The 22881-nt window shown below is 73.6% G+C and carries 20 protein-coding genes and 1 tRNA gene; 6 read left to right on the top strand and 15 right to left on the bottom strand.

From position 1 onward, the window contains the following. Window positions 1–283: 283 nt before the first annotated feature. Both E1284_RS23515 and E1284_RS23520 read right to left on the bottom strand, forming a co-directional pair. Window positions 284–356 (bottom strand) — tRNA-Leu (locus tag E1284_RS23515). Between the two features lie 164 nt (window positions 357–520). Beyond that, complete coding sequence (locus E1284_RS23520) at window positions 521–1825, bottom strand: NAD(P)/FAD-dependent oxidoreductase (protein WP_243714695.1); 1305 nt, start codon at window positions 1823–1825, stop codon at window positions 521–523. Between the two features lie 315 nt (window positions 1826–2140). Here E1284_RS23520 and E1284_RS23525 point away from each other — a divergent pair, with 315 nt between their 5' ends. Next, window positions 2141–2800, top strand: coding sequence for a DUF4232 domain-containing protein (locus E1284_RS23525; protein WP_131942298.1), 660 nt, complete (start codon window positions 2141–2143; stop codon window positions 2798–2800). A gap of 109 nt (window positions 2801–2909) precedes the next feature. On the opposite strand, the gene E1284_RS23530 is transcribed toward E1284_RS23525, so the two are convergent. Continuing rightward, complete coding sequence (locus E1284_RS23530; RefSeq protein WP_131942299.1) at window positions 2910–3731, bottom strand: uracil-DNA glycosylase; 822 nt, start codon at window positions 3729–3731, stop codon at window positions 2910–2912. 138 nt (window positions 3732–3869) lie between these two features. On the opposite strand from E1284_RS23530, the gene E1284_RS23535 reads away from it, so the two are divergent. Further along, window positions 3870–4670, top strand: coding sequence for a DUF2510 domain-containing protein (locus E1284_RS23535; RefSeq protein WP_165965396.1), 801 nt, complete (start codon window positions 3870–3872; stop codon window positions 4668–4670). Window positions 4671–4685: 15 nt separating this feature from the next. Here the strand turns inward: E1284_RS23535 and E1284_RS23540 are convergent, their stop codons facing one another. The 5 genes from E1284_RS23540 to E1284_RS43215 all read right to left on the bottom strand — a co-directional run bounded on the left by E1284_RS23540 (window position 4686) and on the right by E1284_RS43215 (window position 8514). After that, window positions 4686–5633 carry a Ppx/GppA phosphatase family protein gene (locus tag E1284_RS23540; protein WP_131942301.1) on the bottom strand — a complete coding sequence of 316 codons (948 nt, stop codon included), beginning with the start codon at window positions 5631–5633 and terminating at the stop codon, window positions 4686–4688. Then, window positions 5630–6175, bottom strand: a complete 546-nt coding sequence (locus E1284_RS23545) for a DUF501 domain-containing protein (RefSeq protein WP_131942302.1) — start codon at window positions 6173–6175, stop codon at window positions 5630–5632. Before E1284_RS23545 ends, E1284_RS23540 begins: the two co-directional genes overlap by 4 nt. Window positions 6176–6194: 19 nt before the next feature. Then, complete coding sequence (locus E1284_RS23550) at window positions 6195–6656, bottom strand: FtsB family cell division protein (RefSeq protein WP_131942303.1); 462 nt, start codon at window positions 6654–6656, stop codon at window positions 6195–6197. A gap of 79 nt (window positions 6657–6735) precedes the next feature. Continuing rightward, window positions 6736–8019 (bottom strand): phosphopyruvate hydratase, encoded by a 1284-nt coding sequence (eno, locus tag E1284_RS23555; protein ID WP_131942304.1) that lies wholly within the window; start codon window positions 8017–8019, stop codon window positions 6736–6738. Window positions 8020–8352: 333 nt separating this feature from the next. Continuing rightward, the gene (locus tag E1284_RS43215) at window positions 8353–8514 is read right to left on the bottom strand and encodes a hypothetical protein (RefSeq protein WP_243714692.1); all 162 of its coding nucleotides are present in this window, start codon (window positions 8512–8514) and stop codon (window positions 8353–8355) included. A gap of 13 nt (window positions 8515–8527) precedes the next feature. Here E1284_RS43215 and E1284_RS23560 point away from each other — a divergent pair, with 13 nt between their 5' ends. After that, entirely contained in the window at window positions 8528–9691 is a 1164-nt protein-coding gene (locus tag E1284_RS23560) for a sensor histidine kinase (protein WP_243714693.1), read from the top strand. Window positions 9692–9710: 19 nt separating this feature from the next. On the opposite strand, the gene E1284_RS23565 is transcribed toward E1284_RS23560, so the two are convergent. From E1284_RS23565 to mfd, 7 genes are all read right to left on the bottom strand, one after another. Next, complete coding sequence (locus E1284_RS23565; protein WP_131942306.1) at window positions 9711–10067, bottom strand: tetratricopeptide repeat protein; 357 nt, start codon at window positions 10065–10067, stop codon at window positions 9711–9713. Window positions 10068–10140: 73 nt separating this feature from the next. Further along, complete coding sequence (locus E1284_RS23570; protein WP_131942307.1) at window positions 10141–10353, bottom strand: hypothetical protein; 213 nt, start codon at window positions 10351–10353, stop codon at window positions 10141–10143. A 69-nt stretch (window positions 10354–10422) separates the two neighbouring features. After that, window positions 10423–11367 carry an NADP-dependent oxidoreductase gene (locus E1284_RS23575; protein ID WP_131942308.1) on the bottom strand — a complete coding sequence of 315 codons (945 nt, stop codon included), beginning with the start codon at window positions 11365–11367 and terminating at the stop codon, window positions 10423–10425. Between the two features lie 132 nt (window positions 11368–11499). After that, entirely contained in the window at window positions 11500–13968 is a 2469-nt protein-coding gene (locus E1284_RS23580) for a penicillin-binding protein (protein ID WP_165965398.1), read from the bottom strand. Window positions 13969–14038: 70 nt separating this feature from the next. Continuing rightward, a complete protein-coding gene (locus tag E1284_RS23585) occupies window positions 14039–15025 on the bottom strand; it encodes a nucleoside triphosphate pyrophosphohydrolase (protein WP_131942309.1) in 987 nt (328 codons plus the stop codon). A gap of 5 nt (window positions 15026–15030) precedes the next feature. Further along, window positions 15031–15687: a hypothetical protein gene (locus E1284_RS23590; RefSeq protein WP_131942310.1), complete on the bottom strand. Its 657-nt coding sequence runs from the start codon at window positions 15685–15687 to the stop codon at window positions 15031–15033. A gap of 47 nt (window positions 15688–15734) precedes the next feature. Then, window positions 15735–19271, bottom strand: a complete 3537-nt coding sequence (gene mfd / locus E1284_RS23595; protein ID WP_131942311.1) for a transcription-repair coupling factor — start codon at window positions 19269–19271, stop codon at window positions 15735–15737. Window positions 19272–19431: 160 nt separating this feature from the next. On the opposite strand from mfd, the gene E1284_RS43220 reads away from it, so the two are divergent. From E1284_RS43220 to E1284_RS23610, 3 genes are all read left to right on the top strand, one after another. Then, on the top strand, window positions 19432–20340 hold the full coding sequence (locus tag E1284_RS43220) for a class I SAM-dependent methyltransferase (RefSeq protein ID WP_243714694.1): 909 nt from the start codon (window positions 19432–19434) through the stop codon (window positions 20338–20340). Window positions 20341–20449: 109 nt separating this feature from the next. Next, entirely contained in the window at window positions 20450–21931 is a 1482-nt protein-coding gene (gene cysC / locus E1284_RS23605; protein ID WP_131942312.1) for an adenylyl-sulfate kinase, read from the top strand. Between the two features lie 103 nt (window positions 21932–22034). Further along, the coding region (locus tag E1284_RS23610; protein ID WP_131942313.1) for a sulfite exporter TauE/SafE family protein at window positions 22035–22881 on the top strand (847 nt) is incomplete at its 3' end.

Raw genomic sequence — 22881 nt, forward strand, 5'->3', positions numbered from 1 at the left:
AACCGAGGCCGAAGCCGCCACACCGGAGTTTTTCCACACCCCCGCACCAACGCGGCGGCAAAGCCACCGCACCGAAAGTTCCACGGCCCCGCCTCACCACAACCCCGCACCAACGCGGCGGCGAAGCCGCCGCACCGGGGGTTTCACGGCCCCGCTCACCGCAACCCCGCACCGAGCGGCGGCGAAGCCGCATCGGGGGTTCCAGGGGGTCGCCCCCCTGGGCAAACACCGCGGGCCCCCGCGAAGCTGACCGAAAGATCAGCGAGCATGGCGAGCCGCCACGTGCCCCTGGTCGGACTCGAACCGACACAATGGCTCTTTTAGGGAGCCTGCCTCTGCCATTGGGCTACAGGGGCGGCGTCATCATATCGAGTCAGGGGCTCGCAGCGGCGCGTCCTTTCACGGGGTGCGGGCACACGGCCGGGTCCGGCCAGTTCGACAAGAGCTGTCAAGGCGCGTCGAAGGCCACGGCGCGGGCCGCCGGACGTCCCCTCCCCCGGCTTACCTCGGCGGACGGGGTTCAGGCGCGCGCGTTCTCCCGGGGCCGTCCGGCGGCGAGTTCGAATTCCTTGCGCGGCCGTTCCAGTTCGGCGAGGGAGACGATTTCGCGGCGGAAGAAGAGCGCGAGCGTCCAGTCCATGGTGATGCGGAACTTGCGGTTGACGGTCGGCATCCGCGACAGGTGGTAGGTGCGGTGCATGACCCATGCGGGGAGGCCGCGGACCTGCAGCCCGTAGACGTTCGCGACGCCCTTGTGCAGGCCGAGGCTGGCGACCGAGCCGACGTAGGCGTGCTTGTACGGCTTTCGCGGTTTTCCGCGCAGGTCCGCCACGATGTTGTCGGCGAGGCGCTTGGCCTGCCGGACGGCGTGCTGGGCGTTGGGCGCGGTGAACTCGCCCTTCCCGCTGAGGTCGGGGACGGCGGCGTTGTCGCCGGCCGCGTACACGTTCGGGAGCCCTTCGACGGTGAGTTCGGCGGTCGTCTTGACGCGTCCCTTGCCGTCGATCGGGAGGTCGCTGTCCTGGACGACGGGGTGCGGTTTCACACCGGCCGTCCAGACGAGGGTTCCAGCGTCGAACTCCTCGCCGTCGCTGAGCACGATGTGGCGATTCTCGGCGGATTTCAGCAGCGTCCTCATCTTGACCTCGATGCCGCGGCGGCGCAGGGCGTGGGCGGTCCAGCGGCCCATCTCGGGTCCCACTTCGGGCAGGATCCGGTCGGTCGCCTCGACCATCACCCAGCGCATCTCGCCGGGGTCGATGTTCGGGTACCACTTGCAGGCGTCCCGGGCCATGTCCTCCAGTTCCGCCATGGCCTCGATGCCCGCGAATCCGGCCCCGACGAAGACGAAGGTCAGCGCGCGCCTGCGGACCCGCTCGTCGCCGGGATTGGCGGCGGCGATGTCGAGCTGGTGCACGATGTGGTTGCGCATGAAGATCGCCTCTTCGACGGTCTTGAAGCCGATCCCGTTTTCGGCGAGCCCGGGGATGGGCAGCGTCCGCGAGATCGAGCCGGCCGCGACGACGAGGATGTCGTAGGGGATGTCGCGTTCGGCGACGCCGTCGGTCCGGGTCCCGGCGGGGCAGATGGTGACGCGCCGGGCCGCATTGTCGATCCGCGTCACGAACCCGTTCACGATCCGGCAGCGGTGCAGGACCTTGCGCAGCGGTGCGACCACGTGGCGCGGCTCGAGGTTTCCGGCCGCGGCCTCGGGAAGGAAGGGCTGGTAGGTCATGTAGGACTGGGGATCGATGACGGTGACGGCGACCTCGCCGCGGCGCAGTTCGGCGCGGAGCCTCTTCTGCAGGCGCAGGGCCGTGTACATGCCGACGTACCCGCCGCCGACGACCACGATCTGCTTGGCGGACCCCCCGCCGCGCCCCGAGGCGACCGCGGGCCCGCTCGTCCGAGTTGTTGTTGAAGGCATGTCGGTGGCGATACCCGCCTGCCCGCGGCGCGAACTTCATGCCCCGGTCCGGCATCTCACCGGATGTACCACCAGAAATGAGACGGCGGGGACAGGGCCGGACGGGGGCGCCAAGCGGCCGCGGGCGGCGGACCGGGACAGGGGCCGGTCACCACGCCCCGGCCGCTTGGCCAAGGCCCTGCCCCGTCGTCGCTCCTCACCAGGGGACGCGCCATGCAACGACTGATCTGGGGGACGCTCGCCGCCACCGCCGCCACCGCCGCACTCGCCGGATGCGGATCCGGCTCGAACGGGGGCCACGCGTCGTCCAGCGGCGGCACGGCGCCGACGCGGGCGGGCACGTCCGCACCGGCGGCCGAGGCCCCGGGCCCGGGGACCGGCACCCCGGGCGGCGGAGCCAGGAGCAGCGGCGGGACGCCCGGCGCCGCGGGTTCCGGCAACGCCGCGGGACGCCCGCGCTGCACCAGCGGGATGCTCAGCGCCTCGCTCACCGACCTCGGCGCCGCGGCGGGCAACCGCTACGCCACGCTCGTGCTGACGAACAAGTCCGGGAAGCACTGCACGACCGGCGGCTGGTCGGGTCTCCAACTGGCCGGCGCGGACGGGACGATCCCGACGAACGTCGTCCGCGAGGGCACCGCGCACACGATCACGATCGACAACGGCGGCCACGCCTACGAGCGGCTGCACTGGGGGGCCGTCCCCGCCGGGGACGAGCCGGACACCGACCGCTGCGAGCCGGTTCCGGGCACGCTCAAGGTGATCCCGCCCGACAACACCGAGCAGATCGCCACCGGCTGGACCTACGGGGCGGTCTGCCGGCATGGCCGGATCCGACTCCAGCCGCTCACGACGAACCCGGAGCCCCGCTGACAGCCGCCGACTGCGTTGACCTGCGGCGTGTTGTTGTTATGAGCGCGTCGAAAACAACAACACGCCGCAGGTCAACGTTGGGGGACCCGGGTGATGTTCGTGGGCCGCGCTAGTCGAAGTCGCGGGCGCGGGTGAGGACCGTGTCCAGCATGGCCTCGGTGACCCGGCCGGTGAAGGTGTTCTGCTGGCTCGGGTGGTAGCAGCCCAGCAGCAGGACGGGGTCGCGCCGGGCCACCGAGGGCGGCGGCACCAGTTCCGCCTCCGCGCCGTGGCCGAACTTCGGCCGGGGCCGCGGCACCCCGTATCCGGCCTGCTTGAGCGCGGGCCACACGCCCTGCCAGGCGAACCCGCCGAGGCACAGCACGCAGCGGACGCTCGGCGCGACCATCTCGACCTCGCGGGCCAGCCACGGCAGGCAGGTGGTGCGCTCCAGCGGCGTCGGCTTGTTGTCGGGCGGCGCGCAGCGGACCGTCGCCGCCATCCGCGCGCCGATGAGCCGCTGCCCGTCGCCCGCGTGGACGCTGGTCGGCCGCGTCGCGAGCCCCACCCGGTGCAGGGACGCGAACAGCCAGTCGCCGGACCGGTCGCCGGTGAAGATGCGCCCGGTGCGGTTGCCGCCGTGGGCCGCGGGGGCCAGCCCGACGATCAGGATGCGCGGCTCCGGGTCGCCCCATCCGGCGATCGGACGCCCCCAGTACTCCTCGTCCGCGAACGCGCGGCGCCGCTGCACGGCGACCTTCTCCCGCCACGCGACGAGCCGGTCGCAGGCGCGGCACACCGACTGGCGGGCGCACAGCTCGTCCAGATCGGGCGCCTTCGCGGCCAGCTCGACGACCTCGCCCGTGCCGTGGGCGACGGGGGTGTCCGGTGTCGCGGGGTCCTCCGGCCATCCGGATCCGGGCGGCACGAAGGGAGCGTTGGCGGTGGGCATACCACCGATCGTCCCACGCCGCGCCCGGTGGCCGGGTTCCGCCCATGGCGGGTGCGGACCGTGCCCGGTCGGTACGATGCGTTCGCCGGTCGGGGAGGCGGGTGTCCGGCGCCGCCATGGGCCAAGCGGGAGGCAGGAGTGTCGAAACCGGGCTGGTACCCCGATCCGTACGGCACCGGGAGCCTGCGCTGGTGGGACGGCCGGATCTGGACCGAGCGCCTCAACCCCGAGCCGGACCGGCCGCCGCGCCTGCACCCGCCGCGGCCGGCCCGCGAACCGGCCCGGGAGGAGACGCCGGCCTCCTACTCGGCCCCCTACGCCGCGCCGCACGCGCAGCGGCCCACCTGGGAGCGCGCCCCGTCCGTGCGGGCGCTGGACGTGAACGTGCACGGCCTGAACCTGTACGCCGACGACCAGCTCGTCGCCTACGGGGACGCCTCGCTCACCTGGCCGCGGGTGGAGTGGGTGGCGTACTGGGCGGCGGAGCGCCCGGCCGGTTCCGGCCACCGCACCGGGGCGCAGCAGTGGATCTTCCAGGCGGGTCGGTTCCCGTTCCGCGGCGGCCCCCGCGTCGAGGTGGTCCTCGAACCGGGCGCCGTGCCGGACGCCGTGCCGGGCGTGGACGGGGAGCCCGAGCACGTCTGGGGGCGGCTCATCCAGCTCTGCCAGGAGCACGCCGAGCGGCGGCTGGTCGCGGAGCTGGCGCAGCACGTCCGGGCCGGGGAGTCGGTCGACGTGGCGCAGGGGCTGACCGTCCACCCGGGCGGCGTGCGCGGCAACCGGGTGTCGCTGAGCTGGTCGTCGATCTCCGGCGCGACCGTCGACCGGGGCCGGGTCTGGATCCAGCAGGCCGCGAGCAGTTCGCCGATCCTCTACGTCCCGCAGCAGAACCCGAACGCGGTGCTGATCCCGGCGCTGCTGGCGCTGCTCAAGCACTGAGCGCGGGCCGCGCGGTCACAGCAGCGACCAGGCGATGCCGTCCAGGATGTCGTGCTCGCTGACGACGACGGCGCCGAACCCGTACTCCCGCATGATGCGGTCCAGGATCAGCGCGCCCGCGCCGATCACGTCGACGCGGCCCGGGTGCATGACGCCGATCCGGGCGCGCTCGGCGCGGGTCGCGTGCAGCAGCCGCCGCGTCACCTCGTGCACCTGGGTGGCGGTGATGCGGGACAGGTGGATGCGGGACGGGTCGTACTCCGGCAGGTCGAGGGCGATCCCGGCGACCGTGGTGACCGAGCCGGCGAGGCCGACGAGCGTGCGCGCCTCGTCGACCGGGACCCGCTCCCGGACGGTGGCGAGCGCCGCGTCGATGTCGGCGGCGGCGCCCGAGATCTGCTCCGGCGAGGGCGGGTCGCCCTTCAGGTGCCGCTCGGTCATCCGCACGCAGCCGATGTCGATCGAGCGGGACGCGTCGGCCGAGGAGCTGCCGAGCACGAACTCGGTGGAGCCGCCGCCGATGTCGACGACCAGGTAGGGGCGGGCGGGCCGCAGCTCGGCCAGCTCGCGGGTGGCGCCCATGAAGGACAGCTCGGCCTCCTCGTCCCCGGTGATCACCTCGGGGACGACGCCGAAGATGTCGACGACGCCGCGGACGAAGTCGCTGCGGTTCGCGGCGTCGCGGGTCGCGCTGGTCGCCACGACCCGGGTCTTGATCGGGCCGCGCCCGGCGCCGCCGCCGTGCCGCTCGATCAGCTCGGCGTAGCCGCGCATCGCGGTGAACGTGCGCTCCAGCGCGGCGGGCGAGAGCCGCCCGGTCTCGTCAACGCCCTCGCCCAGCCGGACGATCTCCATCCGGCGCTCGACGTCGGTGAGCCGGCCGCCGCCCTCGCCGGACTCGATGTCGGCGATCAGCAGACGGACCGAGTTCGTCCCGCAGTCGATGGCCGCGACCCGTGTCACTCGTCCTCCCCCGGTTCGGCGCCGGCGTCCTCGTCCCGCGCGCGTCCGGCCTCGACGCAGGGCCCGGAGCGCCACCATTCGGGCAGCGCCTCCAGCGCCTCGCGGCCGAACGGGTTCACGCCCGGCACCGCCAGCTCGTGCGCGACGAGAGCGTGCAGGCACTTGACCCGCTCGGGCATGCCGCCCGCGCTCTGCGTGCCGGCGGGCAGCGGCTCGATGCCCTCCTCGCGGGCGGCCTGGTCCCTGCGGCGCAGGTAGTCCTCGTGGGCGGCGGTGTACTCCGCCCGGAGCGAGGAGTCGGCGGCCAGCCTGGCCTGCATGTCCCGCATGATGCCGCCGCCCTCCAGCGTCCCGATGGCCGACGCGGCCTTCGGGCACGTCAGGTAGAACAGCGTGGGGAACGGCGTCCCGTCCGGCAGCCGCGGCGCGGTCTCGATCACCGCGGGCAGCCCGCACGGGCAGCGGCTCGCCACCGCGCGGACCCCGCGCGGCTCGCGCCCCAGCTGCGCCGCGACGGCGGCCGTGTCACCTGCTTCGATCATCTGTGTCCCCACCCGCGGATCAGCGCGGCCGGTCGGCGGCCTCCACCGACCGCCACAGCGTCTCGTACCAGGGCGGCCGGCTCGGCGACCCGCCCTCCTGCGCCTGCCGGCCCTCTCCCCCGCCGCCGTCCAGCACGATGTAGCACTTTACGTCAGGACGGCAGTAATGAAGCCGTCGCGTGGCTTCGCGCTCAATGTACGACTTATCACCCAATTGTTGCTTGCGCTGGAGGAGTTCCTCGACCTGGCCGCGCGCCACCGCCTCCTTGTGCCGCAGGTCGGCGATCTCCTTGCGCTGGGCGATGTACTCGCGCACCGGGTAGGCCAGGCTCAGCGCGATCGCGCACACCACGACCGCGAGGATGGCGGCGCGGCTGGTCAGCGCCGGATTCCCCCGGCGCCCGCCGTCCGCGGGGCCGTCCACGGGGTCGTCCGGGACGCGGTCGTCCGCGTCGGTCGCGTGGTCGTCGCGCTTCGCCATCGTGTCCCCTGCCTCCGGCTCGGCCGCCCGGGGCCCGGCGGCGGGACGCGGTCCCGCCCGCCGGGCCCGAGGCCCCTGCTCAACCCCGCGCGTCGAAGCGCGGGAACGCGGCGGCGCCGGCGTAGCGCGCGGCGTCGTCCAGCAGCTCCTCGATGCGCAGCAGCTGGTTGTACTTGGCGACGCGGTCGCTGCGCGCCGGGGCGCCGGTCTTGATCTGGCCGCAGCCGGTCGCGACGGCCAGGTCGGCGATCGTGGTGTCCTCGGTCTCGCCGGACCGGTGGCTCATCATGCACTTGTAGCCGCTGGTCTGCGCGAGCGTGACGGCGTCGAGGGTCTCGCTGAGCGTGCCGATCTGGTTCACCTTGACCAGCAGCGCGTTCGCGGCGCCGGACTTGATGCCGCGGGCGAGCCGCTCGGGGTTGGTGACGAACAGGTCGTCGCCGACGATCTGGACGCGGTCGCCGACGGCGGCGGTGAGGCCCTCCCAGCCGGCCCAGTCCTCCTCGTCGAGCGGGTCCTCGATGGAGACGAGCGGGTAGTTGCCGAGCAGCTCGCCGTAGTAGGCGGCCATGTCGTCGGCGGACCGCTTGGTGCCCTCGAACGCGTACTGGCCGTCGGCGTGGAACTCGGTGGCGGCGACGTCCAGCGCGAGCGCGATGTCGCGGCCGGGGGTGAAGCCGGCCTTGCCGATCGCCTCCACGATGAGGTCGAGCGCGTCCCGGTTGCTCGGCAGGTCGGGGGCGAAGCCGCCCTCGTCGCCGAGCCCGGTGTTCAGGCCCTTGGACTTCAGCACCGACTTCAGCGCGTGGTAGGTCTCGGCGCCCCAGCGCAGCGCCTCGGCGAAGGTGGCCGCGCCGATCGGCGCGATCATGAACTCCTGGATGTCGACGTTGCTGTCGGCGTGCGCGCCGCCGTTCAGGATGTTCATCATCGGGACGGGCAGCAGGTGCGCGTTCGGGCCGCCCACGTAGCGGAACAGCGGCAGGCCGGCGGAGTCGGCGGCGGCCTTGGCGACGGCGAGGCTGACACCGAGGATCGCGTTGGCGCCGAGCGCGGACTTGGCCGGGGTGCCGTCCAGGTCGACCAGGAGCTGGTCGATCAGCCGCTGGTCGGACGCCGGGTAGCCGACGAGCTTCTCGTCGATGGTCTCGTTGACGGCCTTGACCGCGTTGCGGACGCCCTTGCCGCCGTAACGCTCCCCGCCGTCACGCAGTTCAACGGCCTCGAACTGGCCGGTGGACGCGCCGCTCGGCACGGCGGCGTGCGCCTCGGTCCCATCGGCGAGCAGGACCTCGACCTCGACGGTCGGATTGCCGCGGGAGTCAAGGATCTCCCGGGCGAGTACGGCCTCGATCGACGACACGGGGAACCCCCTGAGGATGCGGATTTTCTGGTGCGGTCACCGAGCCTATCCGCGCGGCCCCCGGCCCGACCAACTGGCTCGCCGGGACCGGGCGCGGGCCGGGCGCGGGCCGGCCCGCCCGGCCGGGGCGCCCGGCTGCGGACGGATCGTGCGGCGAAGCCGGGCGTGGGTACGCCATGACCGGGTTTTACCCGTCCGCCACGGTGGCGTTTGCCCCGTTCAGGCAAGGAATCTCGGGTACTGACAGGAACATACCCGGGAGGTCGCCATACGCGTCCGGCTCCGCCGGCCGTCCACGGGACTGAGCCACCGGATCGGGCGGGCCGTCCCGCGTCACCCGCAGATCAGGACCCGGGTCACGCTGGCGTCGGTCCTGCTGGCCCTGCTGCTGTCGACCGGGCTGTGGGCGGCCCTGCTCGTCCTGATCAGGCAGGGCGAGATCGACGCGACGAAGGAGACGCTGGGCCGCCAGGCGAACAGGGTCGCGTTCGTCATCGAGGCCGGGCGGTTGAGCAACCCGCTGGCGGCGGCTCCGGGCGACCGGATCCAGGTCACCGACCGCCGGCGGCGGGTGATCGCGGCCACGCCCTCCCTGCAGGGACGCCCCGCGGTGGACTTCCCTCCGCCCCCCAAGGACGAGACCCGCCGCACCGGCACCGTCTGCGCGGCCGGTCCCTCGCGGGACGAGTGCTTCATGGCGGTCGAGTACCAGGTGGGCCTCGGGCCGGACGCGCTCTTCATCATCGCGCTCGGCGCCAAACCGGGACTGATGCCGCGTCCGGCGACGGCGGCCCTGCTCGCGCTGATGATCCCGTTCATCACCGGCCTGGTCGGCTACGGGACGTGGCTGTCGGCGGGCCGGACGCTGCGGCCGGTCGACGAGATCCGCCGGGAGCTGGACGAGATCACCGCCACTGACCTGGAGCGCCGCGTGCCGGTGCCGGGCCGCCAGGACGAGGTGGGCCTGCTCGCCGCGAGCGTCAACGCGACCCTCGACCGGCTGGAGCAGGCGGTGGCGCGGCAGCGGGCGTTCGTCTCCGACGTGTCCCACGAGCTGCGCAGCCCGCTCACCGCGCTGCGGATGGAGGTGGAGTTGGCGCTGGCGGCGCCGGAGGACAGCGACGTCCCGGAGACGCTGCGGGCCCTCCTGCTCAACACCGAGCGGCTGTCCGCGGTGGTGGACGACCTGCTGGCCCTGGCCCGGCTGGAGGCCGACCGCAGCTTCGAGCGCGAGCCGGTGGACCTCACCGAGCTGACGGACGCGGAGGTGCTGCGGCGTCCGCGCCGCAGCCAGGTGACCGTCCTCGCGGAGGGGTCGGTGACGGTGCACGGCGGCCGCAGCGAGCTGGCGCGGCTGCTGACCAACCTGCTCGACAACGCCGACCGGCACGCGACGGCCGAGGTGACGATGATCCTGCGGGCGGAGCCGCCCGCGACGGCCGTCGTCGAGGTGATCGACGACGGCCCGGGCATCGCCCCCGAGGACCGCGAGCGGGTGTTCGAGCGGTTCACCCGGCTCGCCGAGGGCCGGCACCGCGACGCGGGCGGCACCGGCCTCGGCCTCGCGATCTCCCGGGACATCGCACAGGCGCACGGCGGGACGCTGGTCCTCACCGACCGGGTGGACGGCCGGCCCGGCGCCCGCTTCGTGCTGCGCCTGCCCCGCTCGTGACCCGCCCCTCCCCGGCCCGTCAGTGCAGGTCGGCGGCGGTCACCGAGACCTCGGTGCCCGGTGCCGGCTCGACGCCCATCGCGCGGGCGAGCCTGCGGAAGGCGACCGCCTCGTCCGCGCGGCCGCGCCGCTCCAGGGTGCGGGCCAGCGCCTCGTGCGCCCAGCCGTTGCAGGGGTCGAGGTCGACGAGCCGGCGGAACGCCGTCTCGGCGCGGCCGAGCTGCGCGCTGTGGAAGTAGGCGCGGCCCAGCAGCTCGGCGACGGCGCGGTTGCCCGGGTCGTCCTCGGCGATGGGGGCCAGCAGGCGCGCCGCGCCCGCGTAGTCCCTGGCGTCGAAGAACAGCGTCGCGCGCTCGAACTCCTCGTAGGTGGTCATCCCGCCCTCCCTTCAGTTGCCTGACGCAACCGTGGAGGGGAGGGCTTTGTTCCCGGGCGCTCCCTCGCGCGGCTCAGCCGAGGCCGAGCGAGTCGCGCAGGCGTTCGCGCTCGGCTTCCAGCAGCTCGATCTGGCCCTGCAGCTCCTCCCGCTGGGCGAGGTACTGCCCCGAGTCGACGAAGTCGCCGGCGTCGCCGGGCGGCGCCGGAAGGTCGGCGCGGAGCCGGTCGAGCGACTCCTCGATCTCGCTGAGCCTGGCGCGGCGCTCGTCCTCGGGCTGGTTCATCTCGTCCTCCCCGTCGGGTACGGATTCTGCATGCCCACGGCGGACCCGGGCACTCATCGGCCGCCGCGGTCAGACGCGGATCACCGTCTTGCCGCGCGCGCCGCCGGCCCGGTTGGCGGCCAGCGCGCCGGCCGCCTCGGCGAACGGCACCTCGCGCTCCACCCGGACCCGGAGCTCGCCCGCGTCGATGAGGCCGGACAGCCGGTCCAGCAGCTCGGCCGAGGGCTCGACCTCGAAGTTGATCCCGCGCAGCTCCCTGGCCGCCATGGCGTCCGGGTTCGCCGCCCAGAGGGTGCTGACGTACGTCCCGCCGGGACGCAGCAGCTGCGCGAGGTGCTCGACGGCGCCGGTGTCGCTCGCCATGTCGAGGATGACGTCGATCCCGTCGGAGTGGACGGCGAGCACCTGCCCGTTGAGGTCGCCCTTGGAGTGGTCGACGGTCTCGTCCGCGCCGAGGCGCCGCATCGTGCCCGCCATGTCGTCGCGGGCGGTCGCGATGACCTTGGCGCCCGCCAGGGCCGCGAGCTGCACCGCGCTCTGCCCGGTGCCGCCGGTCGCGCCGACGACGAGCACGGTGTGCCCGATGTCGACGCCGGCCTGCTCCACCATCGCGAGCGCGCTCATGCTCGCGGTCGGCACCGCCGCGGCCTGCGTGTAGATCATGCCCTCCGGCATCCGCGCGACCGGCCCGTCGTCGCGGGCGATCGCGTACTCGGCGTAGCTGCCGCGCCCGTGCTCGGGCGCGCCGAACGTCCCGTAGACCTGCTCGCCGTGCCGGAGCCGGGTCACGCCGTCGCCGACCGCCTCCACCACGCCCGCGCCGTCCTGGCCGAGGATCAGCGGGAACCTCGCGTCGATCGAGTCCTTGAGCAGCCCGTCGGCGATCTTCCAGTCCATCGGGTTGAGCCCGGCGGCGATCATCTTGACGAGGATCTCCCCCGGGCCCGGTTCCGGGCGCGGCAGGTGCGTCGGCGCCGGTGTGGCGCCGTACTCGGACACGGCGATGGCTCGCATTGACGATCGTCCCCCCGATCGGGTCCCCCGGGGCGCGCGGGCACCCCCATGATCAGCTACGGGTCCCCCTACCCGGCCATCCCGGCGATCACACGGATCCGCAGGTCGGACCGGTCACATCACCCGCGGTCGTCAGGCGGGCGCCTGCTGTGCGGGGCCGCCGCGCGGCGGCGGGATCGTCACCGGCGGGGTCGGGGCGGGCGGCGCGCCGGGCCCGGGGCGGCCGCCGCCGTCGTCGCGCTTCTTCGCCCCCTTGCTGACTCGCAGCGTGATGGTCGAACCGGGCTCGGCCGAGCCGGGGCCGGGGGACATCTCGGCGACCGTCCCCTTCTTGTACCGGTTCGACTCGACCGGCGTGCTGACGTTGGTCGTGAAGCCGGCGTCGCGCAGTCTGGCGACCGCCTCGCCGAGTTCCATGCCGCGCACGTCGGGGACCTTCGCGCGGTCCTCCCCGGAGCCCTTGCTGAAGTAGAACGACGGCGGGCGGTGGAACGACGACGCGTCCGAGCCCCGCAGCGCCCCGCTCATGCTCTGCTGCCAGATCGGCGCGGGGATCGTCGCGCCGAACACGGCCCCGTAGCAGGTGCCGTCCATGCAGAGGTTCTCCATCGGGTGCCGGTAGCCGCCGCGCGGGTCGCCGACCCAGACGGCCGCGGCGAGGTCCGGGGTGTACCCGGCGAACCAGGCGGCGGAGAAGTTGTCGACGGTGCCGGTCTTGCCGGCGGCGGGACGGCCGATGCCCATGCCGCGCGCCGTGCCCTTGGTGAGGACGCCCTGCAGCACGTAGTTGACCGCGTCGGCGACGCCCTCGTCGATCGCCCGCTCGCAGTCCCGTCCCGGCACCTTCAGCTTGTGCCCGGCCGCGTCCTTGATGGACGTGATCGCGATCGGCGCGCAGTACTCGCCGCGCGCGGCGAACGCGGCGTAGGCGGCGGCGAGCCGCAGCGGGGACACCGGGTTGAAGCCGAGCGTGAAGGACGGGTACTCCTCCAGCGCCTTGCCGTTCGCCTGCTTCATCCCGAGGCGCTCCGCCATCCGGACGGTGTCGCAGAGGCCGACCTTCTTCTCCAGTTCGAGGAAGAACGTGTTGACCGAGTGGTGCGTGCCGGTGACGAGGCTGAACTCCTTGCCGCCCTCGCCGTCGGCGGCGTTGCGCAGCGACGCGGTCGGGTCGCCGACCCGGTCGCCGTCGCAGTTGCGGAAGCCGACGGGGGTGAACTCGCGCGGCGCCATCAGCCGGGTCCCGAACGGCATGCCCTCGTCCAGCGCGGCGGCCAGCGTGAACGCCTTGAACGTGGACCCGGCCTGCATGCCGATGCTGGAGCCGTGGCTTGCGTCCGCGGCGAAGTTGATCCAGGTCTTGCCGCGCTTCTTGTCCGGTCCGAGCTCGCGGTCGACGACCATCGCCTTGATCTCGCCGGTGCCCGGCTCGACCATCGCCTCGGCGGCGGCCTTGTGCGCGGAGTTCTTCGGCGGGACGTGCCTGTCGACGGCGCGCTGGGCGGCCTTCTGCGCCTGCGGGTCCATGGTGGTGCGGATCGTGAGGCCGCCCCGCTTCAGCAGCTTCTCGCGGTCCTTGGCGGTCTTGCCGAACACCTGGTTGGTGAGGATCTCGCGCTGCACGTAGTCGCAGAAGAACGGCGCCCTGCTCGACACGCAGCCGCTCCGGACGTTGTCGATGTCCAGCTGGATGGGCCCGCTCTTCGCCGCCGCCGCCTTCGCCGGGTCGAGCCAGCCGAGCGACACCATCCGGTCGAGGACGGTGTCGCGGCGCCGCCGGGCCTCGCCGGGGTGCCGGATCGGGTCGTAGGCGTAGGGGTAGCGGATGACGCCGGCGAGCAGCGCCGCCTCCGGCAGGGTCAGCTCGGACGCGTGCTTGGAGAAGTAGTGCCGGGACGCGGCCTCGACGCCGTAGGCGCCGTCGCCGTAGTAGGCGATGTTGAGGTAGCGGCGCAGGATCTCGTCCTTGCCGAACTTCTCCTCGACCGCGACCGCGTACCGCAGCTCGCGGATCTTGCGGGCGGCGGTGATCGCGGTGGCCGCCTCCCGTTCCTCGTCGCTGTCGGCCTGGGTGAGCAGCAGGTTCTTCACGTACTGCTGGGTGATGCCGGAGCCGCCCTGCGTCACCTCCCCGCTGCTGAGGTTGCTGGCGAGCGCCCGCAGCGTGCCCTGCGGGTCGATGGCGCCGTGCTCGTAGAACCGGCTGTCCTCGATCGCCACCACGGCCTGGCGCATCACCGGTGCGATCTTGGCGAGCGGGACGTCCACCCGGTTCTGGTAGAAGAACGTCGCGATCGTCGAGCCGTCCGCGGCGAGGATCGTGGAGCGCTGCGGGACGCCGGTCGTCGTCAGGTCCACCGGCTCGCTGTCGAACCAGCGGGCGGTGTCGCGGGCGCCGACCCCGGCGGTGCACGCGGTCGGCAGCAGCATCAGCGCGACGAGCAGGCCGGCGAGGCCGCCGAGGGCGCCCAGCCCGCGCAGCGCGCGGGCCTTCTCGGCGCGGGTGGTGGACGAGGTCAGGACCCTGCGGCGGCGCGGCGGGACCGGGGCACCGCCCCCTCGGGCGCGATCCCCTGCGTCACCATCGGCCCCGTCAGGCACGCGCCTAGGGTAAACGTGCTGCCGCGGACGGACCACCCCATCAACGATGTTCCAGATGATTCCGCGCGAATCAGGCGCGCTGCCGCCCTCGTTCCCACGCTCGGACACGATCGCGGAATACCCGGGAAACGGCGCGCAACTCGGCCTCCGGGTCGACTCCCCGCTCCGCCGCCTCCCGGACGAGCGCGAAAAGCCGCGTACCGACGTCATTCCCCTCGGCGGGCAGGTCGGCCGCGAGGTCGGCCGGGGCCTCCAGCCGCGCCGCGCGCCGCTGGAGCTGCGCGGCCAGCGACAGCGCCGGCTGCCCCAGCGGGACGCCGTCGAGCGACGACGCCTCGGCGCCGCTCTTCGCCGCCCGCTCGGCCGCCTTGATCTGCTCCCAGTTGGCGTTGACCTCGTCGGCGCCGGAGACGGTCACGTCCCCGAACACGTGCGGATGGCGGCGGACGAGCTTGTCCACGATCGCGCCGGCGACGTCGTCGATGGTGAACGCCGTCTCGTCGTCGCGCTCGGCGGCCACCACCGCGTGGAACGCCACCTGCATCAGCACGTCCCCGAGCTCCTCGCGGAGCGCGCCGTAGTCGCCCGACTCGATCGTGTCGAGGACCTCGTACGACTCCTCCAGCAGGTACGGGACGAGCGTGGTGTGCGTCTGCTTGCGGTCCCACGGGCATTCGCGGCGCAGCGTGTCCATCACCGAGACCAGGTCGAGCAGCCGCGCACCGGGCAGGTCGTAGGAGCCGTGCAGCACCTCGACGTCGAGCGGGTCGTCGACGACGAGCGTCCCGACCTCGCGCATCAGGTCTTCATCGCCCTCGGGCGCGGCGACCCACACGATGATCGCATCCGGGCCGGCGTCGCGCGCGTCGGCGACCAGCCGGGCCGCGTCCGGCTCGCCGACCGTCTCCGGGACGATCCCGGCGTCGCGCAGCGAGGGCAGCAGCGGGTGGCCGTCGCGCACCCGGACGGCGGCCGCCGACCGCAGCGCGTCCCAGGCCCGCCAGGTCAGCAGGCCCGGAGCGACCCGGTGCGTGGTCGCCAGCAGTGTCAGGCCCATGCGCGTCAGATACCCGAATCGGGGCTGGACAGCCGGTAGGTGATCGGCCCGATCTCGAACTTGTCCGGGTTGTAGGTCCCGTAGCGGGGGTTGACCTCGATGTGCATGCCGTCGGCGGTCCGCTTGAACAGCTCGTTCCACTGCCGGCCGGCCTGCTGCGTCGCCGGGCTCAGCCGGTTGTTCATGTCCGCGCCGAAGTGCCGCATGACCGCGACCTGGGTCGCGACGAGGCGCGCGAGGTCGCGGGCGTGCTCGCGGGGCAGCCCGCTCGCCAGCGTGATCGAGTCGGCGCCGCCCTGCTGGTCCAGCGCCTGCACCGCGGTGTCGACCTCGCCGCCGGTGACCCGGACGCCGGCCCGGTCCGCGACCTTGCCGGCCACCTGGAAGTTGATCAGCAGGGTGAGGGCGCCCTGCAGGTCCGACTCGGAGTCGCCGGCGAGCTGCGGCGCCGGGTTGGCGGGGTTCGCGCGCAGCTCGTTGGCGGCCGGGTCCGCGCGGAACTGGGCGCGCCAGTCGCGGACGGTCTGGCTGAGCTCGGTGACGGTGATGCGGTCGTCGCCGACGAGGGCGGCGGTGCCGACCTTCGGGGAGCCGCCGCAGCCGGCCAGCGCGCCGGCCGCCAGCACGACCGCCACCGCCGCCTTCACGGACTTACCAGGCACGGAATCCTCGTCTCGTCATGGGTCTTCTGGTCGGGGGCGGGCCCAGGCTACCGCTTGGCGGCGGTCGCGGATTCCAGGAACAGGGCCTCGACCAGGTCGGTCGCCCACCTCAGCAGCTCCTGGTCGCGCAGCGGCCGGCCGCCGAGCGGCGCGGTCTTCGGCGCGGGCACCAGCAGGGTGTCGGTCGCCGGCTTCAGGATGCTCTTCGGGTACAGCCGCTGCAGCCTGACCTGCTTGGAGTCGGGCAGCTGCACCGGCGTGAACTTCACGAAGTTGCCCTGCAGGGTGACGTCGGTGAGCCCCGCCCTGCGCGCCTTCGCGCGGAACCGCGCCACCTCCAGCAGGTTCAGCACCGGGACGGGCAGCGGGCCGAACCGGTCCTTCAGCTCGTCGTGCACGGCGCCGATCTCGTCGTCGGACGTGATCGCGGCGATGCGGCGGTAGGCGTCCAGCCGGAGCCGCTCGCCCGGCACGTACTCGTGCGGCAGATGCGCGTCGACGGGCAGCTCGACCTTCGTCTCGACGGCCTCGGCCGCGCCGGCGCCGCCGTCCTTGAGCTCCCGGACCGCCTCGCCGACCATCCGGACGTACAGGTCGAACCCGACGCCCGCGACGTGCCCGGACTGCTCGGCGCCGAGGATGTTGCCCGCGCCGCGGATCTCCAGGTCCTTCATCGCGACGTACATGCCGGCGCCGACCTCGGTGTGCTGGGCGAGGGTCGCGAGCCGCTCGTGCGCGGTCTCGGTCAGCGGCTGCTCCGGCTGGTACAGGAAGTAGGCGTAGGCGCGCTCCCGGCCGCGGCCGACCCGCCCGCGCAGCTGGTGCAGCTGCGACAGCCCGTACATGTCGGCGCGGTCGACGATGAGGGTGTTGGCGTTCGGCACGTCCAGCCCGGACTCGACGATCGTGGTCGCGACGAGGACGTCGTAGTTCTTCTCCCAGAAGTCGACCATGACCTTCTCGAGCTCGTTCTCGTTCATCTGGCCGTGCGCGATGCCGATCCGCGCCTCCGGGACGAGCCGCGCCAGGTTCGCGGCGACCTTGTTGATCGAGCGGACCCGGTTGTGCACGAAGAACACCTGGCCCTCGCGCAGCAGCTCGCGGCGGATCGCCGCGGCGATCTGCTTCTCCTCGTACGGCCCGACGAACGTCAGCACGGGGTGCCGCTCCTCCGGCGGCGTGAGGATCGTCGACATCTCCCGGATGCCGGTGAGGCCCATCTCCAGCGTGCGCGGGATCGGGGTCGCGGACATGGCGAGGACGTCCACCTGCGTCCGGAGGCGCTTCAGCTCCTCCTTGTGCTCGACGCCGAACCGCTGCTCCTCGTCGATGATGACGAGGCCGAGGTTCTTGAACCGGGTCTGCGACGACAGGATGCGGTGCGTGCCGACGACGACGTCCACGGTGCCCTCGGACAGGCCGCGCAGCGTCTCGTTGATCTCCGCGTCGGTCTGGAACCGGCTGATCGGCCTCACCACGACCGGGAACGCGGCGAACCGCTCGGTGAACGTCGACATGTGCTGCTGGACGAGCAGCGTCGTCGGCACCAGCACCGCGACCTGGCGGCCGTCCTGGACGGCCTTGAACGCGGCCCGCACCGCGATCTCGGTCTTGCCGTAGCCGACGTCCCCGCAGATCAGCCGGTCCATCGGGACGGCCCGCTCCATGTCGCCCTTCACCTCGTCGATGGCGGCGAGCTGGTCGGGCGTCTCGTTGTAGGGGAACGCGTCCTCCAGCTCCCGCTGCCACGGGGTGTCGGGCGCGAACGGGTGCCCGGGGCTCGCCATCCGCGCCGAGTACAGCCGGATCAGCTCCCCGGCGATCTGCTTGACCGCCTTGCGGGCGCGGGACTTGGCCTTCTGCCAGTCGGCGCCGCCGAGCCGGTGCAGGCTGGGCGCCTCCCCGCCGACGTAGCGGGTCAGCTCCTCCAGCTGGTCGGTCGGGACGAACAGCCGGTCGCTCTTGGCGTACTCCAGGATCAGGTACTCGCGGGTGGCGCCCTGCACCGTCCGGCTGACCATCTCCACGTACCGGCCGACGCCGTGCTGCTCGTGCACCACGTAGTCGCCCGGCTTGAGCTGCAGCGGGTCGATGCCGCCGCGCCGCCGCGACGGCATCCGCCGGGCGTCCTTCGTGGACGACTTCTGCCCCGACAGGTCGGTCTCGGTCAGCACCGCGAGCTTGACCGACTCCCAGACGAACCCGTTCTCCAGCAGCCCCGTCGTCACCGCCACCACCGAGGGAGCGGGCGGCTCGGCGAGGTCGGCGCGCCGGGCGCCGAGCCCCTCCTCCCCGACGAGCTGGACGAGCCGCTCGGCGGGCCCGTGCCCGGCGGTCACCATCACGACGCGCCAGCCGGCGTCGATCCAGCCCTTCAGGTCGCCGACGACGCGGGAGGTGTCGCCCCGGTAGGACTCCGCCGGCGCCACCCCGAGATTGAGCGCCTCGCCCTCGGGGTTGAGCGCCGTCACGCTCCAGCGGGGCAGCCCCAGCTCGTTGCTGTGCTCGCGGACCTCCTCCAGCGAGCGGAACGCGGCGGCGCCGAGGTCGATCGGCGCCTCTCCCCCGGCGGCGGCGTTGACCCAGCTCGCCTCCAGGAACTCCTGGCTCGTCCGGACCAGCTCCACCGACCGGGTACGGATCCGCTCCGGCTCGCACACCAGCAGCGCCGACCCGTCCGGCAGCAGGTCGGTCAGCAGCTCCATCCGGTCGGCGAGGACGGGCGAGAACGCCTCCATCCCCTCGACGGTGTCGCCGTCGGCGATCCGGCCGAGGATCTCCGCCAGCGCCGGGTGCCGGTCGGCGAGCAGCTTCGCCCGCTCGCGCACCTTCTCCGTCAGCGGCAGCTCGCGGCACGGCGGCGCCCACAGCCCGCTCTGCGCGACCTCCAGCGAACGCTGGTCGGCGGCCTTGAAGTAGCGGATCTCCTCGACGGTGTCGCCCCAGAACTCCACCCGCAGCGGGTGCTCCTCGGTCGGCGGGAACACGTCCAGGATCCCGCCGCGCACCGCGATCTCGCCGCGCTTCTCCACCAGGTCGACGCGGTGGTACCCGGCGTCCACCAGGCTGCGGACGGTGTCGTCCATGTCGGCGTCCTCGCCGGAGACCAGCCGCACCGGCTCCAGGTCGGCGAGCCCGGCCACGATCGGCTGCAGGACGGCCCGGACCGGCGTCACGACCACGTCCAGCGCGCCGCCCTTGCCCTCCTCGCCGGGCTGCGCGGCGTCCGGGTGGGCGAGGCGGCGCAGCACCGCGAGCCGCCGGCCGACCGTGTCCGACCGGGGCGACAGCTTCTCGTGCGGCAGCGTCTCCCACGCCGGGAAGTGCGCCACCCGGGCCGGGTCCAGCAGGCTCGACAGGGCGGCGGTCAGGTCCTCGGCCTCGCGGCCGGTCGCGGTCACCGCGAGCACCGTGCCCCCGCCGCCGGCCGGTCCGTCCGCGCGCAGGGCGCGGCTCAGCGCGGCGGCGAGGATCGGCCACAGGGCGGCCGGTGCCACGACCTCCTGGTCCGCGCGCGCCCGCTTGAGAGCGCGCTCCAGCACGGAATCGGTGCACGCAAGGTCAACAAGTCCAGAAAGCGTCATTTTCGCCCGCACAATCGCCGAAAAACCCCGTGGCAGGGCAGCCCGAAGCCCCGGAATCCCACCGGACCCCGGTACCGCGTACCAGGGTACGCGACACGGCCCTTACCAAGAATGCGCAAATAGCCGACGGAACGCAGTCGTGCGATTACGCTGCGAGATTGTGACCGATCTGCGTACGCCGCCGGTCAGCGACGGCGATCTCTTCTCAGAACGCGCCCGACAGTACGCCCTAGAGAAGCCCCTGCAGCGGATCCACATCCTGGAGGCGGGCTGCGGCTGGGGCACGGGCCTGGACCTCGGCGACCGCGAGCACCACGTCACGGGCGTCGACCTCGAGTCCCCGGAGCTGCGCGCCTACACCTGCGAGCGGCCCGACCTCGACACCTGGCACCTCGGCGACCTGCGCACCGTGCCGCTGCCGCCGCGCGCCTTCGATATCGTGCACGCCGCGTACCTGATCGAGCGGGTGCCGCACGCCGAACTGGTGCTCGACCGGTTCGTGGCCGCGCTCAAGCCCGGCGGGCTGCTGCTGGTGCACCTGCGCGACCGCAACACCGCGTTCGGCTTCCTGGACCGCACGCTGCCCCGGTGGCTGCGCACGTCCGGGCGCAACCGGCGGCCGCGCTCGGCGACCGGGCCGCGTGCGGGCCGGGGGCCGCGCGGCGCCCACGCCCGCGTGCCGTATCCCGGGGACGAGCGGATCGCCGGGCCGGGGGCCGGAGCCGGCGCCGCGCCCGCGCCGCCGGAGCAGGCGGCCCCGCCGCCCGAGCCGCGGTCCGAGCCCGCGTCCCGGCCGGTGCCGGTCGTCCGGACGAGCCCGCCGCCCGCGGTCTACAGCAGGGTCGCGTCCCGGTCGGGCATGCGCTGGTACTGCGTGATGCGCGGGCTGGTGGTCGCCGAGGAGTACACCTCCCGGCAGGCCATCGACGCGCTCGGGGCCGGAACCGGCCTCGCCGACCTGCTGTGCCGGCTGGTGTCGGCGGCCACCCGCGGGCGCCTGACCGCCGACCACAGCGAGATCACACTGGTCATCCGCAAGCCCGAGAACCGGTTCGCCAGGGTCATCTGACCGGGCCGGGTGTGCACGGGCCCGGCCCGACGCAGTATTTTTCCTGCGGAAACTCCCACTGACACGGACGAGCCCGGTTCCCCGCCGCCGGGCGGGATCGGAGATCGCGGTGACCGCCGACGCCGGCCTTCCCGACACGCTGCGGGACCTGCCCGCCTGGACCCCTGACCCGGTGGAGCTCGCCGACCTTGAGCTCCTGCTCGCCGGGGCGTACCGGCCGCTGGCGGGGTTCCTGGGCTCCTACGACACCGCGATGGTGGTGGCCGGCGGACGGCTCGCCGACGGCACCCCGTGGCCGGTCCCGGTCACGCTGACCGTCCCGAAGGAGCTGACCGGGCAGGAGCGGGTCGTCCTGCAGGACCCGGAGGGCGTGCCGCTCGCCGTGCTGGAGGTCGCCGAGGCGTGGCAGGACCCCGCCACCCAGGACTGGCGGCTCGCGGGGCCGCTGGAGGCGCTGCGCGCCCCCGCGCACGGCCCGTTCCACGCGCTGCGCCGCCGCCCCGACGAACTCGCCCCCGCCGAGGGGCCCCTGCTGGCGGTGGCCACCCGGCGGCCGCTGCACCGCAAGCAGCTCGGCCAGCTCCGCCAGGTCGCCGAGCGGCTCGGGGCGCAGGTGCTGGTGCTGCCGCTGCTCGGCGGCGAGCACGACGAGTCCCTCGTCCGCGCTCTGCTGGGCGTCCGCAAGGACCTGCCGGACGGTGGCCGCATCGTCCCGGTGCCGCTGCCCGCGCGCGGTGCCGGCGCCGAGCAGGAGGAGCGCGACGTCCTGCTCCGCGCGCACGTCGCCGCCGCGTACGGCGCCACCCACCTGCTCGCCGACGCCGAGCTGGAGGGCACCGCGATCCCGCTGGTCGTCCCGGAGCCGTGGGCCTACGACGCCGACGTGGAGGTCTGGCGGCCGGTCGCGCGCATCGAGCCCGACCACGTGCAGGCCGAGCTGACCGCCGAGCGGCTGGAGGAGCTGCTGGACGCCGGCGAGCCCGTCCCCGACTGGTTCACCCCGCCGGCCGTCGCCGCCGAGCTCGTGCGGGCGCGCCCGCCGAAGCACGCGCGGGGCATCACGGTGTTCTTCACCGGGCTGTCGGGCTCGGGGAAGTCCACGGTCGCGCGCGGCCTGTCCGACGCGCTGATCGAGCGCGGCGGCCGGACCGTCACCCTGCTGGACGGCGACGTCGTGCGGCGGATGCTGTCGGCCGGGCTGACGTTCTCCCGCGCCGACCGCGACCTCAACATCCGGCGGATCGGGTTCGTCGCCGCCGAGATCACCCGGCACGGCGGCACCGCGATCTGCGCGCCGATCGCCCCGTACGCGGCGACCCGCGCCGAGGTCCGGCGGATGGTGTCGGCCGTGGGCGACTTCATCCTGGTGCACGTGTCGACGCCGCTGGAGGAGTGCGAGCGCCGCGACCGCAAGGGCCTGTACGCCAAGGCCCGCGCGGGCCAGATTCCGGAGTTCACCGGCATCTCCGACCCCTACGAGGCGCCGGACGACGCCGACCTCGTGCTCGACACCTCCCGGATGGCGCCGGACGAGGCGGTCGGCAGGGTGCTCGACCTGCTCGCGGCCGGCGGCTGGATTCGTCCCGAATAGAACATCTGCCTCGTTTGTACCTTCGCACCCGGGTTAGACCCGTCCGGGGAGCGTCCCCTAGGGTGGTACGCGAGTTTTCCTACATGACAGGTAGGTCATGCCGATGGACTTCGATTGGACGATGGCGTTCGGCTCGTTCCTCGTCGCCATCATCGTCGGGCTGACCGGCATGGGCGGCGGCGCGCTGATGACGCCGATGCTCGTGACGTTCTTCGGCGTGAGCCCGCTCGCCGCCGTGTCCAGCGACCTGGTCGCCGCCGCCGTGATGAAGCCCGTCGGCAGCGCCGTCCACTACCGGCAGGGCACCATCGATATGCGGCTGGTCGGCTGGCTGTGCGCCGGATCGGTGCCCGCCGCGTTCTCCGGCGTCCTGCTGGCCCGAGCCCTCGGGCACGGCGACTCGATCCAGGACTTCATCAGCATCGCGATGGGCGTCGCCTTGATGATCGCGGCCGGCGGCCTCGTCCTGCGCGCCTACCTGGCCCGCCGCGGCGGGGCCGGCTCCGGCGACGGCGGCGAGGCCCCCGAGATCCGCGTCCGCCCGCTGCCGACCGTGCTGGTCGGAGCGGTCGGCGGCCTCGTCGTCGGCATCACCTCGGTCGGCTCCGGCTCCCTCATCATCGTCGCGCTGCTCGCCCTCTACCCGGCGCTGAAGGCCAACCACCTCGTCGGCACCGACCTGCTCCAGGCCGTCCCGCTGGTGTTCGCCGCCGCCCTCGGCCACCTGCTGTTCGGCGACTTCCGCATGGAGGTCACCGCCGCCCTGCTCGCCGGCTCCATCCCCGGCGTCTACCTCGGCTCCAAGATCTCCGCACGCGCCCCCGGCGGCCTCATCCGCCGCGTCCTCGCGCTCGTCCTGGTCGCCTCCTCGCTGAAGATGTTCGGCCTCGGCACCGTCCCCCTCGCCTGGACCCTGGCCGCCCTGACCCTCGCCACGGTCGCCTTCTCCC

Source organism: Actinomadura bangladeshensis (assembly GCF_004348335.1).
Lineage (GTDB): Bacteria > Actinomycetota > Actinomycetes > Streptosporangiales > Streptosporangiaceae > Spirillospora > Spirillospora bangladeshensis.